This is a genomic window from Ectothiorhodospira magna (genome assembly GCF_900110965.1).
In the GTDB taxonomy this organism is placed as follows: domain Bacteria; phylum Pseudomonadota; class Gammaproteobacteria; order Ectothiorhodospirales; family Ectothiorhodospiraceae; genus Ectothiorhodospira; species Ectothiorhodospira magna.
The window spans coordinates 144,683-158,743 of record NZ_FOFO01000001.1 but is presented as its reverse complement, the minus strand read 5'-3'; the positions used below and the strand labels follow the sequence as shown (position 1 = coordinate 158,743).

13 protein-coding genes are annotated in these 14,061 nt (G+C 63.0%); 8 read left to right on the top strand and 5 right to left on the bottom strand.

Annotated features, from left to right (window positions below; all coding sequences use genetic code 11):
• Positions 1-13 precede the first annotated feature (13 nt).
• From BMX62_RS00655 to BMX62_RS00625, 7 genes are all read left to right on the top strand, one after another.
• Positions 14-1,249, top strand: a complete 1,236-nt coding sequence (locus tag BMX62_RS00655; protein WP_090202470.1) for an SAM-dependent methyltransferase — start codon at positions 14-16, stop codon at positions 1,247-1,249.
• Positions 1,246-1,728, top strand: a complete 483-nt coding sequence (locus tag BMX62_RS00650; protein ID WP_090202467.1) for a DUF3833 domain-containing protein — start codon at positions 1,246-1,248, stop codon at positions 1,726-1,728. Before BMX62_RS00655 ends, BMX62_RS00650 begins: the two co-directional genes overlap by 4 nt.
• Positions 1,729-2,003: 275 nt before the next feature.
• Positions 2,004-2,324: a high-potential iron-sulfur protein gene (locus tag BMX62_RS00645; protein ID WP_090202464.1), complete on the top strand. Its 321-nt coding sequence runs from the start codon at positions 2,004-2,006 to the stop codon at positions 2,322-2,324.
• A gap of 108 nt (positions 2,325-2,432) precedes the next feature.
• Positions 2,433-3,206, top strand: coding sequence for a secretin N-terminal domain-containing protein (locus tag BMX62_RS00640; RefSeq protein ID WP_090202461.1), 774 nt, complete (start codon positions 2,433-2,435; stop codon positions 3,204-3,206).
• A 71-nt stretch (positions 3,207-3,277) separates the two neighbouring features.
• On the top strand, positions 3,278-4,084 hold the full coding sequence (locus tag BMX62_RS00635) for a proteasome-type protease (protein ID WP_090202458.1): 807 nt from the start codon (positions 3,278-3,280) through the stop codon (positions 4,082-4,084).
• A gap of 162 nt (positions 4,085-4,246) precedes the next feature.
• A complete protein-coding gene (locus tag BMX62_RS00630) occupies positions 4,247-4,555 on the top strand; it encodes a DUF485 domain-containing protein (RefSeq protein WP_090202455.1) in 309 nt (102 codons plus the stop codon).
• Positions 4,552-6,183: a cation acetate symporter gene (locus BMX62_RS00625; RefSeq protein WP_090202451.1), complete on the top strand. Its 1,632-nt coding sequence runs from the start codon at positions 4,552-4,554 to the stop codon at positions 6,181-6,183. Before BMX62_RS00630 ends, BMX62_RS00625 begins: the two co-directional genes overlap by 4 nt.
• Before the next feature lie 56 nt (positions 6,184-6,239).
• Here the strand turns inward: BMX62_RS00625 and BMX62_RS00620 are convergent, their stop codons facing one another.
• The 5 genes from BMX62_RS00620 to BMX62_RS00600 are packed head-to-tail and all read right to left on the bottom strand — an operon-like array spanning position 6,240 to position 12,871.
• A complete protein-coding gene (locus tag BMX62_RS00620; RefSeq protein ID WP_090202447.1) occupies positions 6,240-7,115 on the bottom strand; it encodes a transglutaminase family protein in 876 nt (291 codons plus the stop codon).
• Positions 7,115-9,673: a circularly permuted type 2 ATP-grasp protein gene (locus BMX62_RS00615; RefSeq protein WP_090202443.1), complete on the bottom strand. Its 2,559-nt coding sequence runs from the start codon at positions 9,671-9,673 to the stop codon at positions 7,115-7,117. Before BMX62_RS00615 ends, BMX62_RS00620 begins: the two co-directional genes overlap by 1 nt.
• Positions 9,674-9,697: 24 nt before the next feature.
• The gene (locus BMX62_RS00610) at positions 9,698-10,648 is read right to left on the bottom strand and encodes an alpha-E domain-containing protein (protein ID WP_090202439.1); all 951 of its coding nucleotides are present in this window, start codon (positions 10,646-10,648) and stop codon (positions 9,698-9,700) included.
• Between the two features lie 33 nt (positions 10,649-10,681).
• Complete coding sequence (locus tag BMX62_RS00605) at positions 10,682-12,133, bottom strand: circularly permuted type 2 ATP-grasp protein (RefSeq protein WP_090202436.1); 1,452 nt, start codon at positions 12,131-12,133, stop codon at positions 10,682-10,684.
• A gap of 48 nt (positions 12,134-12,181) precedes the next feature.
• Positions 12,182-12,871 carry a class I SAM-dependent methyltransferase gene (locus tag BMX62_RS00600; RefSeq protein ID WP_090202432.1) on the bottom strand — a complete coding sequence of 230 codons (690 nt, stop codon included), beginning with the start codon at positions 12,869-12,871 and terminating at the stop codon, positions 12,182-12,184.
• 196 nt (positions 12,872-13,067) lie between these two features.
• Here BMX62_RS00600 and BMX62_RS00595 point away from each other — a divergent pair, with 196 nt between their 5' ends.
• On the top strand, positions 13,068-14,015 hold the full coding sequence (locus BMX62_RS00595) for a hydrolase (protein WP_090202429.1): 948 nt from the start codon (positions 13,068-13,070) through the stop codon (positions 14,013-14,015).
• The last annotated feature ends 46 nt before the right edge of the window (positions 14,016-14,061 follow it).

Genomic DNA, 14,061 nt, shown 5'->3' with positions numbered 1-14,061 from the left:
AGGAGAAGCCCCCATGTCCCTGGAACAGACTCCCACCCAAGGCGGCAGCCCCAGCACCCTCGCCTCCCGCGCTCCGTCCCTGGCCCTGCGGCTGCTGCTGCGCCATCTTCGGCACCTGCATCAGGGGGATCTCACCATCGAGACACCTGACGGCCATCGCTGGACCATCGAGGGCCAGCATCCCGGCGGCAGCGGAGAAATCCGCATCCACCGCCCCTTCGCCCTGGTACGGCGCCTGCTCACCCGGGGGCTGGTGGGATTGGGTGAAGGCTACATGGTGGGGGACTGGGACACCCCCGACCTGCCGGCCCTGCTCAACATGGGCGCGGTGAACCAGCCCCACATTCCCCAACTGGTGAACGGTTCAAGACCGGCCCACCTGTGGGACAACCTGCGTCATCGCCTGCGGGGCAACAGCCGTCCCGGCAGTCGCCGCAACATCGCCTTCCACTATGATCTGGGCAACGACTTCTACCAGCTGTGGCTGGACCCCACCATGACCTATTCCGCGGCGGTGTTCGAGCCGCCGGAGGCCTCCCTGGAGACGGCCCAGACCCGCAAGTATGCCCGGTTGCTGGAACGCCTGGAGGCCGCGCCCGGTGCCCATATCCTGGAGATCGGCTGCGGCTGGGGCGGCTTTGCCGAACATGCGGCCCGCCAGGGTTACCGGGTGACCGGCATCACCCTGTCCAGGGAACAACTGGACTACGCCCGCCGACGCATCGAGGCCGCCGGACTGTCGGACCGGGTGGAACTGCGTCTGCAGGACTACCGGGACCTGAACGAGACGTTCGACCATGTGGTGTCCATCGAGATGTTCGAGGCGGTGGGGGAACCCTGGTGGCCCACCTGGTTCCAGACCGTGCGACAATGCCTGCGACCCGGTGGCCGGGCCGCTGTTCAGGTCATCACCATCGACGTCAAGGCTTTTGACTACTACCGCACCCATGCAGATTTCATTCAGCTCTATATTTTCCCCGGTGGCATGCTGCCCTCGGTACCGGCCTTTGAACAGCATGCCACCGAGGCGGGGTTGACCATCAGGGAAACCGCTTTTTTCGGCCAGGACTATGCAGACACCCTACACCACTGGTACCAGCGGGTATGCGAGCAGGCACCGGCCATCCTGAGTCTGGGCGGCTATGACCAGCGATTCCTGCGCACCTGGCGTTTCTACCTGGCCTATTGCGAAGCGGGATTCCGCTCCCGCAACACGGACCTGATGCACGCTGTCCTGGAGGCTTCATGAAACCCGAAGACTACGCAAATACCACACCGGCCCTGGATCTGGAGGCCTATTTCACCGGCAACGTGCGGGCCTGGGGACTGTTTCAGGATCGCTTTGGCAAGGTTCGGCGCCAGTTCACGGTGGATATCCGGGGCTACGCAGAAGACGGTGAACAGGTGCTGGAAGAGGATTTCGTCTACCTGGACGGTGAACAGGACCGACGGGTCTGGCGCCTGAAACGCCTCGACGAACACACCTACGAAGGCCGGGCCGCCGATGTGGACGGGGTGGCCGTGGGCAAGCTTTATGGTCAGGCGTTCAATTTCCGTTATGTGCTCAACCTGCCCATCGGTACCCGGGTGGTGAAGGTCAATTTCGATGACTGGATGTTCATGCACGAGGACGGGGTGCTGGTGAACCGGGCCGTGATGAGCAAGTTCGGCATCCGTCTGGGGGAAGTGACCCTGTTCTTCCAGAAGCGGGATCACGACCCGGTCTGATCCACGGCGGAACCGCCACGGGGATGACCGTCCGGAATTTTATTGACGGAAGTCGGCTTCTGGACAGGTTCTTCCCGCTATAATGGCGGATACTGTTGCTGTTAAAATTTCGTTATATTTTTAAACCCATCAGGAATGACGACACACATTCTTGTCGGGATCTTCAGTGGCGGATCGATTTCCGCCACCTCCCAAGGCACAGACCAGGATCGGGCCATGTACCCGCGGCTGCGCCCCATGATGTAACCATCGCGAGACGTTAGGAGAAGACCGTAATGAAGAAGCAAGACCTCAGCCGCAGAAGCTTCCTGAAATTCGGCGCCGCCGGCCTGGCCGCCATCCCCGTCGTGAGCATGGGTATCAGCACCGCTGCTGCCGCCGAGCGCCTGGACGAGAGTGCCCCCGAAGCCCAGGCTTTGAACTACAAGCATGACACCACCCAGGTGGATCACCCGGCCCACAGCCCGGATCAGAAGTGCATCAATTGCCTGCTGTACACCGATCCCAGTGCCACCGAGTGGGGTGCTTGCGCCGTATTCCCCAACAAGCTGGTAGCCGCCAATGGCTGGTGCACCGCCTACGTGGCTCGCGGCTGAGCCTGCCACGACCGCTGACGGTTGTCGGCGGTCCTTTCGGACCGCCATCCGGAGAAGACCCGCCTTGTGCGGGTCTTCCCGCTTCATGACCCTTCGGGAGATCCGCCCGTGACCTTGCCCCGTGCCGGACTGTACCAAGCTCTGATCCTGACACTGGCCCTGCTCCTGCCCGCAATCGCCGGGGCCACCGTGCCCACTGCCCAGGTCATCCCGTTGGAACACCGTTCCGCCGAGGAGATCGTGCCCCTGATCAAGCCCTTTTTGGGGCCACAGGATGTGATTACCGGCAGCGGCTTTACACTCATCCTCCGCGCCCGCCCCCAGACCCTGACAGAGATTCGTCAGGTCATCGCCGATCTGGATACCCCACCGCGTAATCTGTACATCAGCGTGCGCCGGGGAGATGCCGGTGATGAGGCCGCACCCATTGTTCGCCGTACCACCAGCACCCATCGAGAGGTGGCACATCAAGCGCTAAGGGTACTGGAAGGCCATGTGGCTTTTATTCGCAGCGGCGAATCCGTCCCCATGGGCAGCGCACGTCTGGTGCCGGTTCCAGGGGGGATGGCCCTGGAACCCACCTTGGCCTATCGGGACCTGGGGCGTGGATTTTTAGTCCGTCCCCGGCTGCTTTCCGGCGATCGGGTACATCTGGATATCCGCGCCGTGTATGAGCGGGAAAGTCCTGCTGGTGGAGGACGCCTGGATCTGCAGGCTACCGAAAGTACCTTGTCCGGCCCGCTGGGTGAATGGATTCCCCTGACCCAGACCGGCACCAGCCGTCGCGAAGACGCCGCCCGCGTCAGCGGCACGCAACGACGACAGGACTGGCAGGACATGCCACTATTTGTGCGGGTAGACGTGATCCACGACTCACCATAACTGGCATCATTGACGCCTGCCTGCACCGGGCCTACCATGCCTGCCATGACCGAGCCGGATGACCTGCCTTTATGACCTACTGCCTTGCCATGACCCTTGACGACGGACTGGTCTTTGCTTCCGATTCGCGCACCAATGCGGGCGCGGATCAGGTGGCCATGTACAGCAAAACCCACACCTTTGAACTGGAAAAGGAACGGGTCTTTGTACTGCTGACCGCAGGTAATCTGGCCACTTCCCAAGCGGTTCTGGCCCGGATCAAGCGGGATATCGAGGACGAGGTGGAGGAAAGCCTGTACTCGGTACGGGGGCTGTCCGATGCCGCTGCCTACCTGGGACGGATCAATCGGGAGGAGCGGGAAAAGCACGAGGATACCCTGACCAAGGCCGGTTTCAGTGTCGATGCTTCCTTCATTCTGGGCGGGCAAATTGAACAGCAGCCCCCGGAAATTTATCTCATCTATCCCCAGGGTAATTTCATCACGACTTCAAGCCACACCCGCTTCCTGCAGATCGGCGAGAGCAAGTACGGCAAACCCATTCTGGATCGCATCATTGCCGGGGAAACCTCGCTGGGAGATGCAGCCCGCTGCGCTCTGGTGTCCATCGATTCCACCATGCGCTCCAACGTCACCGTGGGTCCGCCCATCGAAGTCATCGTCTATGAAAAGGACACCCTGGCCTTTGAACACTACCTTTGCCTGGATGCAGATGATGAGTATCTGATCGACCTCAAACGGACTTGGGACGACAATATCCGGCGGGCCTTTCAGGATTTGCCCCGGTTCGACTGGGAAGGCACCCGGGGTCAAAAACGCCGTGGCACACAAATGGCCGCTTTGCGCAAGGCCACCCAAAAAATGACCAAAAAGGGCTGATTCAGCTCCCCCTGTATGCTTCCGGGTATGCCACCGGCATTCTTGTTTTCCGCATTTTTTCCATGTTCAGCCGCATCTGGGTAAACTGCGCAACAGACTTTTTGCGTTGCAGCAAAAAGTTATTTGATCATAACCAAAATCAACCTGATAAAGGGGAGGTCCATGGACCAAAGTACGATTGATCGTATCAAGGCGGATCCCGATTTCCAGACGCTTGTCAAAAAGCGGGCAAGACTGGCCTGGGGACTGAGCGCACTCATGCTGCTGGTGTACTACGCCTTCATCATGCTGGTGGCCTTCGCCCCCTCCGTGCTGTCCATCCGCCCCTTCGGCGACAGCATCGTGACCCTGGGGGTGCCCATGGGCGTGGGCATCATCGTGTTTGCCTTCATGCTCACCGGCATCTACGTCTACAAGGCCAACACCGAGTTCGACAAGCTCAGTGACAAGGTGCGGGAGATGGCACGATGAAGATCCTTATTGCTCTTACAGCAGCCGCCCTGCTGATGGCCTCGGCCAACGCCTATGCGGGTGAAGGCATCAGCTACGCCTCCACCATCATGTTCCTGGTGTTCGTGGTCGGTACCATGGGGGTCACCTACTGGGCGGCTCAGCGCACCAAGACCGCCTCCGACTTCTACACCGCCGGGGGCGGCATCACTGGCTTCCAGAACGGCCTGGCCATCGCCGGTGACTACATGTCCGCGGCCTCCTTCCTGGGGATCACCGCGCTGGTCTACACCTCCGGCTTCGATGGCCTGATCTATTCCATCGGCTTTTTGGTGGGCTGGCCGGTGATCATGTTCATCATGTCCGAACGCCTGCGTAATCTGGGCAAGTTCACCTTCTCCGACGTGGTGTCCTTCCGCTTCCAGCGCACCCCCATCCGGGTGTTCTCGGCCTTTGCCGGCATCACCATCGTCCTGCTCTACCTGATCGCCCAGATGGTGGGCGCGGGCGCCCTGATCCAGACCCTGTTCGGCCTGCGCTTTGAAGTGGCCGTGATCCTCGTGGGCATGCTGATCATCGCCTATGTGACCTTCGGCGGCATGCTGGCCACCACCTGGGTGCAGATCATCAAGGCGGTGCTGCTGCTCTCCGGTGCCACCTTCATCGCGGTGATGGCCCTGTACCTGTCCGACTTCAGCCTGGAAACCCTGTTCCGCACCGCAGCTGAAACCCATCAGAAGGGAGAAAGCATTTTTGATGTGGGTGGTCTGGTGAATGACCCCATCTCCGCCATCTCCCTGGGGATCGCCCTGATGTTCGGTACCGCCGGCCTGCCCCACATCCTGATGCGCTTCTTCACCGTGCCCAGCGCCAAGGAAGCCCGCAAGTCCGTGTTCTATGCCACCGGCTTCATCGGCTACTTCTATGTGCTGACCTTCATCATCGGCATGGGCGCCATCGCTTTTGTGATGGGTAACCCGGCCTACTTTGATGAAGCCGGCAACATGCTGGGCGGTTCCAACATGCCGGCGGTCCACCTGTCCCATGCCCTGGGCGGCGACCTGTTCCTGGGCTTCATCTCCGCCGTGGCCTTCGCCACCATCCTGGCGGTGGTGGCCGGCCTGACCCTGGCGGGTGCCTCGGCCATCTCCCATGACCTGTACGCCAACGTGATCAACAAGAACGCCACCAGCCAGCAGGAAATGCGGGTATCCCGCGTGGCCACCCTGGTGCTGGGTGTGATCGCGGTGCTGCTGGGGATCGCCTTCCAGAGTCAGAACATCGCCTTCCTGGTGGGTCTGGCCTTCACCATTGCCGCCTCCACCACCTTCCCGGTGCTGATCATGTCCATGTACTGGGGCGGCATGACCACCCTGGGCGCGGTCCTGGGCGGTACCCTGGGCCTGATCTCGGCGGTGGTGATGGTGGTCCTGGGCCCGAACGTGTGGGTGCAGGTATTGGGTAATGAACAGGCCATCGTGCCCTACAGCAACCCGGCCCTGTTCACCGTGACCATTGCCTTCGTCGGCATCTGGGTCTTCTCCCTGATGGACAAGTCCAAGCGGGCGGCGGTGGACAAGCAGCTGTTCGAAGCCCAGTACATCCGTGCCCAGACGGGCATCGGCATCGACAAGGCCTCGCAGCACTAAGGTCGTTCCCTTCAAGGCCCTTCTCCTTCGGGAGAAGGGCCTTTTTTTGTGCCCGTTTATCCTTCCCGCACCACGTCCACCTGAACCTCCAGGTCGTGGGAGTCTCCGCCCCCGAACAGCACCCCCTTGACCGGGGTCACATCCGTGTAGTCCCGTCCCCAGGCCAGGGTGATGTGCCGGTCCATGGGAATCAGGTTATTGGTGGGGTCCAGGTCCAGCCAGCCCTCGCCCGGTATGTAGACGGAAAACCAGGCATGGGAGGCATCAGCCCCTTCCAGCTTGTCCTGTCCCGGCGGCGGCAGGGTTTCCAGATAGCCGCTGACATAGCGGGCCGCCAGCCCATGGCTACGCAAACAGCCCAGGGCCAGATGGGCAAAATCCTGGCAGACACCGCAGCGATGATCCATGACCACCGGCAGTTCCGTACTCACGGAAGTGAATCCCGGCCGATACTCGAACTCCTGAAAAATTCGTCCCATCAGATCCGCCACCGCTTCCCCCAGGGGCCGTCCCGGCAATAGAGAGGCCGCACCATAGTCCCGCAACTCCGGCAACAGGGGCACCTGGGGCGACGGCAGGACATACTGACGGGCATCCAGGATCTCCGGCGTCACCTCCCGTTCCAGCCGGTCTCGCACCGTTTCCCAGGACTGCAGACCAAGGGGCTCCACCCCGGACGGCTGCAAGGTCACCTGACTGCAGGCGGTGATTTCCAGCTCCCGATGGCTCTGCTGGATACTGAAGTGATGGACCCGGTTGCCGAAGAAATCCACCCGTTCCCCCTGGTAGCCCGGCCATGGACTCACCTGCAGGGTCAGGGATCGCAGGGATTGGGTCGGGGTATCCCGCGGCGCCAGGTGAAGCTCGTTATGGCACAGGCTCACGGGACTGGGATAGCGATAGCGGGTGACGTGCCGGATACAGTAATTCATCAAATCCCCGGCTGAGGCAGGTTGGACGCCAGCAGATGCTGGCTGCGGGTGAAATCAAAATAGGATCGGCCCAGGGCCTCGGAGGCGCTGCCGAGCAGGTGCTGCTGGCGCGCCAGACATTGATCCAGGGCCAGGCGATGATCTGACCCATCGGGCAAGGCCAGATCCCGCAACTGCAGGCGACGCAGCTCATTGCGCGCCTCCAGAATCAGACGTTCCGCCGGGGTCAGGCGCTCATCCCGCCCGGTTCGGGGCATGGCGGCACCATGGCTCTCCAGGGCGGCCAGCTGGAACCCCAGGGAACGGGGATTGCGCTCGTCCAGCAGCAGACTGTCCAGCAGGGCCTCGGGACGCAGGGCGTGGGGATCGGCGGCGGTGTTCTCGGCATAGTTGAGGATGGCTTCCAGCAAGGCCGGCTCGTCATCCGGGGCGCAGGGATGTACCAGGGTGGCCCGTAGCAGGTCGGCCAGCATCACCCCCCGTTCCAGGCGGCGGCCAGCGTCCAGAAATACCCAGTTCAGATGCCGGGGCGTGCTTTCCTGGGCCAGACCGGACATGGCCAGCAGGTGGGTGATGAGTTCATCCAGATGATGCACCAGATGTTCCGGGTCCTGGGGCTGCCGCTGTCCCAGGGCATTGCTGCGCTCCCGCAGGGCCGAGATGACCCGCCAGCTGTCCCCGGAGATGCGGTCCCTGAGTTCATGTCCGGCCCGCAGCAAGGCCTGCAGGGTGAAGCTCAGGCTCCCGATGCGTTCACGGTCCAGGATCAATGTCAGTAACTCCGGCGCCGGATCGGTCAGGGCGGTCTCCGCCCCTTCCAGAACAAAGCCGGGATAGGTGGCCGTCAGGTGGGTCAGTGCCCGCAGCAGGGTACGCAGGGTGGCATCCCCGCTACTGTCGCCAGTGGATTCCCGGACCAGGCGACGGCGCATCAGCACCACCAGCATCAGTCGCAGGGTACCCTCCGCCCGCTCCGCATAGCGCCCCATCCAGAACAGGTTTTCCGCCACCCGTCCCGACAACGAGACCGGGGTACCCAGTCCCCCCACCATGGGCATGGCCCCCACCAGGGCCGGCGACGGCTCGGCCTCGGAGGCCAGCACCCAGGTATCCTTGCTCACCCCGCCCGCCTGATTCGAGACCCAGGCGGCATCCCTGGCGCCGGCCACCCGGGACAGACCGCCGGGCATCACCCCATAATCCCCGTCCCGGGCGCACAGATAAGTCCGCAACCAGCCCCGACGAGGCTCCAGGCCGCCCCCAGGACCGAAGGCCGGCAGGGTGGACAGTGCCAGACGCTCCTGAGCCACAAAGCCGCCGGGGTTGGCACGGATGCGATCCTTCAGGGACGCCAATTCCGGGCGGGACAGGGCATCACCGAAGAGGGCACCCCCTTGCCCCGGCGCCAGATCACGGATCACCAGCTGTTCCAGCCGGGACAGGACATGATCCCGTTGCCGGGGGTCACCACACCACCAGGTCTCCACCGTGGGCAGAATCAGATCCTGCCCCAGCAGGTGGCGGGCGATGGCGGGCAGATAGGCGGCCAGGGCAGGACATTCCAGCACCCCGCTGCCCAGGGGATTGACGATGGCCACCCGACCCCGGCGTGCCACGTCCAGCAGGCCCGCCACCCCCAGCCAGGAATCCTGGCGCAGTTCCAGCGGGTCACAGAAGCTGTCATCCACCCGGCGCAGGATCACATCCACCGGCTCGGGGCCATTGAGGGAACGCAACCAGACCCGCCCCTCGGAAACCATCAGATCCTGACCCTGTACCAGGGTGTACCCCAGGTAGCCGGCCAGGTACACATGCTCGAACCAGGTCTCGTTAAGGGGCCCTGGGGAGAGCAACACCACCCTGGGCGCATCCCGTCCGGCGCCAGGGGCGCCCTGGGTACCCAGGGTGCGGCGCAGGGTCTGGAAAAATCGGGTGAGCCGATGGGCCTGGGCATCCCGGTACAGACTGGGGAATACCCGGGACAGAATCACCCGGTTCTCCAGGGCGTACCCTGCCCCGGAAGGGGCCTGGGTGCGATCTGCCAGGACCACGACATGCCCATCGGGACGGCGTACCAGATCGGCGGCATACAGGGCCAGGGGGTTGGGGATGGTGGGCAGGCTGCCGACACAGGGCCGCAAAAAACCCGGATAACCGTAGATCAGGTCCAGGGGCAGCAGCCCCTTGCGGATCAGTTCCCTGGGACCATAGAGATCCTTGAAAATCAGGTTCAGCAGTTCCGCCCGCTGGATCAGGCCGGTCTCGATGACGGCCCATTCCTTGCTCTCCAGCACCATGGGCACCGGGTCCAGGGGCCAGGGCCGCTCCGCCCCCCGGGGATCGGAATACACGTTGTAGGTGACCCCGCTTTCCCGCAGCAGGCGGCCAATATCCGCGGCCCGTTCCGCCAGCCCCTCCGGCCCCAACTGGGCCAGCGCCCCCATGATCGGCTCCCATTGCGGACGCAGGATACCCTCGGAGGTGAGCAGTTCGTCAAAATGGTCCCCGGACAGGGCATATTCCGGGGCCAGCAGCGACAGGGGCGCGGGGGTGGACATGAGACAGGCCGGGCGCAGGCCCGGTCAGGCAGCCCTGTCCAGACTGAACCAGGTGTCGGCGATCATGTTGTGCAATGCATTCATCTCCTGCTGTAGCTGGTCGATGAAATGGTGCAGCTCGTCCGTCTCCAGGAGCTTGTCCACATTGGCCTCCATCACATGACGCCGGACCTGAATCGCCAGTCGCAAGGGTGTCTCGTTGCGGGGCAGGTTGGTCAGGCTCAGTTCCACCTCGCCCAGGGCATGGACCACGGCCCTGGGAAACTCACGGTCCTGGAAAATGTATTTGACCACATCCTGGGCACTGACCCGACGCCGCACATGCTGGCGATACATCTGGAAGGCGCTGAGGGACTTGAGGATATTCACCCACAACAGACCCTCGAACTGGGCCGTGGCGGCCTCGTCCTGGGGATCGTTGCTCAACAGCCCCAGGGCGCCCACATCCAGCAGGCGGGTGGTCATGTCCGCCCGCTCCAGATTACGTCCAGCGCGGATGAAGTCATAGGCGGCGTCATGGCTCATGGTGCCCGCCAGCATGCCGGTCAGCTGCTGGCAATGGCTGATGATTCTGGCCAGATACTGATAACGTCCCCGTTTGCCCAGTCCTGTATCCACATTGGCGTTGGCATAGTGATACAACTCGTTCACCGCCTCCCAGATCTCGCTGGGGACCAGATCCCGGGTGGTGCGCACGTTTTCCCGGGCCGCCCGCAGGGCATTGAGGATGGCCCCGGGATTATCGTTGTCCGCCAGCAGGAACTTCACCACGTTACGCTCGTCGTACTTGCGGTAATTCTTTTCGTAGATCGATTCATTGCCGGTGATGGACACCATGCCCCGCCAGGACAGGCGCACGCTACGGGGCATGTCCAGGGCCAGGTGATTGAAGGCCGTGACCATGCGCGCGGCATTCTCCGCCCGCTCGATGTAACGGGCCATCCAGTAAAGACGTTCGGCAACACGTGAAAGCATGGTGTCAGCCCTGTAGGTTGATAAGAAGCGGGTTCAATCCGTGTCCGTATCCACGATCCAGGTGTCCTTGCTCCCCCCGCCCTGGGAGGAGTTGACCACCAGAGAACCCTTACGCAGGGCCACCCGGGTCAGCCCACCGGCAGTCACATCGGTGCGCACCCCCTGCAGGATGAAGGGACGAAGGTCCAGATGCCGGGGTTCGAGCCGGCCATCGCACAGGGTGGGCGAGGTGGACAGCTTCAGGGTGGGTTGGGCAATGTAGTTGCGCGGATCCTTGCGGATCAGCTCGGCGAACTCCTGGCGGTGCTTGCGGGTGGCATGGGGACCGACGATCATGCCGTAGCCACCGGACTCGTTGGCGGGCTTGACCACCAGATGCTCCAGGTTGGCCAGCACGTACTCCCGTTCCTTGGGGTCCATGCACAGATGGGTGGGCACGTTGGGAATGATCGGGTCCTGGTCCAGATAGTAACGGATCATCTTCGGCACGAAGGCATAGACCACCTTGTCGTCCGCCACGCCGGCACCGGGGGCGTTCACCAGGGCCACGTTGCCCTTGCGCCAGGCCCGCATCAGCCCCCTCACCCCCAGCAGGGAATCGGGATTGAAGGCCTCCGGATCCAGAAACAGATCATCAATCCGCCGATAGATCACGTCCACCCGCTCCAGGCCCGCCACCGTGCGCATGTAGACACAGTCATCATCCCCCACCATCAGGTCGGCCCCCTCCACCAGTTCCGCCCCCATGCGCTGGGCCAGATAGGCATGCTCGAAATAGGCGGAGTTGTAGATACCCGGCGTCAGCACCACCACCTCAGGATAATCCAGCGGGCGCGGGGAGAGGGCTGCCAGCATGTCAAAGAGCTGGGAGGGGTACTCATCCACCGGGCGGATGCTGTAGTTGTCGAACAGCTCGGGAAAGACCCGCTTGGTGACCTGCCGGTTTTCCAGCATGTAGGACACCCCCGATGGTACCCGCAGGTTGTCCTCCAGCACGTAGAAGGTGCCGTCGGCATCCCGCACCAGGTCGGAACCACAGATATGGGCCCAGACCCCATGGGTGGGCTGGATGCCCATGCACTGCTCGCGAAAGTTCTTGGATTTGGCCAGGATCGACTTGGGGAAAACCTTGTCCTTGATGATGCGCTGTTCGTTGTAGAGATCGTTGATGAACAGGTTCAGGGCGGTGAGGCGCTGAGTCAGTCCCGCTTCCACTTTTGCCCATTCGTGGCGGGGGATGATGCGGGGAATGATGTCAAAGGGCCAGGCCCGGTCGATATTGCCGCCTTCGGTGTAGACCGTGAAGGTAATCCCCATTTCCACAATGGCGTGCTCGGCCGCCGCCTTGCGTTCGTGCAGCTCTTCATCGCTCAGGGAGCGCAGATAATTGGTCAGGGTGAGCGCGGTCTCGCGAGCCTGCCCAGGGGCGGCGATGAGTTCATCATAGAATTCGGCCGGGTCGTAGGATTTCCAGTCGATGGTCATGAAGTGTTCCGTGGTTCCAGGGTGGGACCCGCTGGTAACGGGCGCGCCTCAGCCGGGCTGATCGGCGGTTGCCTTGACCGCGACCGTCTCTCCGCTGCCGCCCTCCAGCGGCACCGGCGCATCGCTGCAGCGGTAATGGACCAGCTTCCAGTAACCGAACAGATTGGTCTTGTGGACCGCCACGCGACGCAGGTCCGGCCACTCCGGCAGGCTGTCCAGTTCCATGTCGGGACGAAACCCCATGAGGCGGGACAGAGGACGCAACATCTGCTCCAGCCGCCGCAGGAAGGGATGGCGGGAGGCGAAATGGTTGATCACCACCACATCCCCGCCGGGCACGCAGACCCGCCGCATCTCCGCCATCAGCTTGTCCGGATTGGGCACCACCGAGGCCACGTACATGGCCACCACCCCGTCAAAGCTGTTGTCCGGAAACGCCAGCGCCTCCGCGTCCATCTCCAGCAGGGCCTCCACCTGGGGCAGCGCCCCGTCCCGGGCCCGTTCCCGGGCCAGCTGCAGCATGTCGGGGCTGATGTCGATGCCGACCACGCGGGCATCCTGGCGATATTCCGGCAACGACAGACCGGTGCCGACGCCCACTTCCAGAATGCGTTGACCGGGGCCGTTGTTCACCAGATGCACGGCCATGCGCCGGCCTCCGGCAAAGATCGGCCCGAACATTCGATCATAGTAGCGAGCATAGCGGCGATAGGCACTGCGGATCGAGGAAAGGTCCATGGGGTCTGATCACTTTTGGAGTGTGGGCCTGTTTTAACGAGTCAGGGCGATGGATTCAAGTCAGGATACTATGTATCCGTTCCCGGTTGGTGTTGGGAAGCCCGAAGATGGGAGAAGACGATGCAAGAGAAGACAATGCAAAGAAGTAACATGGCGCTGTTGATCCCATGTGACACCTGCCAAGGATTCCGGACCGATGCTGATCGACGGTGACTTTCGCCCCGCCTGGTGGTTGCCGGGTGCCCACCTGCAGACCCTGGCCCCCACCCTGATGCGGCGCCGGCCGCCGATCCCCCTGGGACGGCAGCGGCTGGAACTGCCCGACGGGGATTTTATAGACCTTGACTGGGCGCCGCCCCAGCCCGGCCCCCGGGTGATCCTGTTCCACGGACTGGAAGGCTCAAGCCGCTCCCCTTATGCCGGCGGACTCATGCGACGGCTGCACGACCAGGGATTTCAGGCCCTGACCATGCACTTTCGGGGCTGCAGCGGCGAACCCAATCGCCTGCCCCGTAGCTATTTTGCCGGCGACACCGGAGACATGGCCTGGCTGGTGGATCATCTGCTGCGGCAGGAACCGACACGGCCCGTCGCCGCCATCGGCGTCTCCCTGGGCGGCAATGCCCTGCTCAAATGGCTGGGGGAAACCGGCCCGGACAACCCGCTGGCCGCCGCCGTCGCCATCTCCGTTCCCTTCGATCTTGACCGCTCGGCGCGACGCATGGAGCAGGGCCTGTCCCGATTTTATCAATGGTATCTGGTGGGGCGCCTGAAGCGCTCGGCCCTGAGAAAGTGCCGGCTCATGCCCATGCCCCTGGACTGCGCCGCCCTGCCCCGACTGCGGACCTTCCGGGAGTTCGACGATGCCGTCACCGCCCCCCTGCACGGCTTTGCCGGAGTGGATGATTACTACAGCCGCTGCAGTTGCCGACCCTATCTGCGGCGCATCCAGCGCCCGACCCTGATCCTGCATGCCCGTGATGACCCGTTCATGACGCCGGAGACGGTGCCCACCCCCGATGAACTGTCCCCGAGCATCCGCCTGGAACTGAGCCGGGCCGGCGGGCATGTGGGTTTCGTTGAAGGTGTGGGCCGTTACTGGCCGGAGCGGCGGATTGGAGACTGGCTTGGCGAGATCCTTTGAGCCGATGCCCCCCTCTCTCCGGGAAAGGGGAGCCGTTCAGCGATGG

Coding starts and splice junctions, on each gene's coding strand:
- BMX62_RS00630 (WP_090202455.1), top strand. CDS start 4,247: ATGGACCAAAGTACGATTGATCGTATCAAGGCGGATCCCGATTTCCAG.
- BMX62_RS00635 (WP_090202458.1), top strand. CDS start 3,278: ATGACCTACTGCCTTGCCATGACCCTTGACGACGGACTGGTCTTTGCT.
- BMX62_RS00595 (WP_090202429.1), top strand. CDS start 13,068: ATGCTGATCGACGGTGACTTTCGCCCCGCCTGGTGGTTGCCGGGTGCC.
- BMX62_RS00620 (WP_090202447.1), bottom strand. CDS start 7,115: ATGAATTACTGTATCCGGCACGTCACCCGCTATCGCTATCCCAGTCCC.
- BMX62_RS00610 (WP_090202439.1), bottom strand. CDS start 10,648: ATGCTTTCACGTGTTGCCGAACGTCTTTACTGGATGGCCCGTTACATC.
- BMX62_RS00625 (WP_090202451.1), top strand. CDS start 4,552: ATGAAGATCCTTATTGCTCTTACAGCAGCCGCCCTGCTGATGGCCTCG.
- BMX62_RS00605 (WP_090202436.1), bottom strand. CDS start 12,133: ATGACCATCGACTGGAAATCCTACGACCCGGCCGAATTCTATGATGAA.
- BMX62_RS00600 (WP_090202432.1), bottom strand. CDS start 12,871: ATGGACCTTTCCTCGATCCGCAGTGCCTATCGCCGCTATGCTCGCTAC.
- BMX62_RS00650 (WP_090202467.1), top strand. CDS start 1,246: ATGAAACCCGAAGACTACGCAAATACCACACCGGCCCTGGATCTGGAG.
- BMX62_RS00655 (WP_090202470.1), top strand. CDS start 14: ATGTCCCTGGAACAGACTCCCACCCAAGGCGGCAGCCCCAGCACCCTC.
- BMX62_RS00615 (WP_090202443.1), bottom strand. CDS start 9,673: ATGTCCACCCCCGCGCCCCTGTCGCTGCTGGCCCCGGAATATGCCCTG.
- BMX62_RS00645 (WP_090202464.1), top strand. CDS start 2,004: ATGAAGAAGCAAGACCTCAGCCGCAGAAGCTTCCTGAAATTCGGCGCC.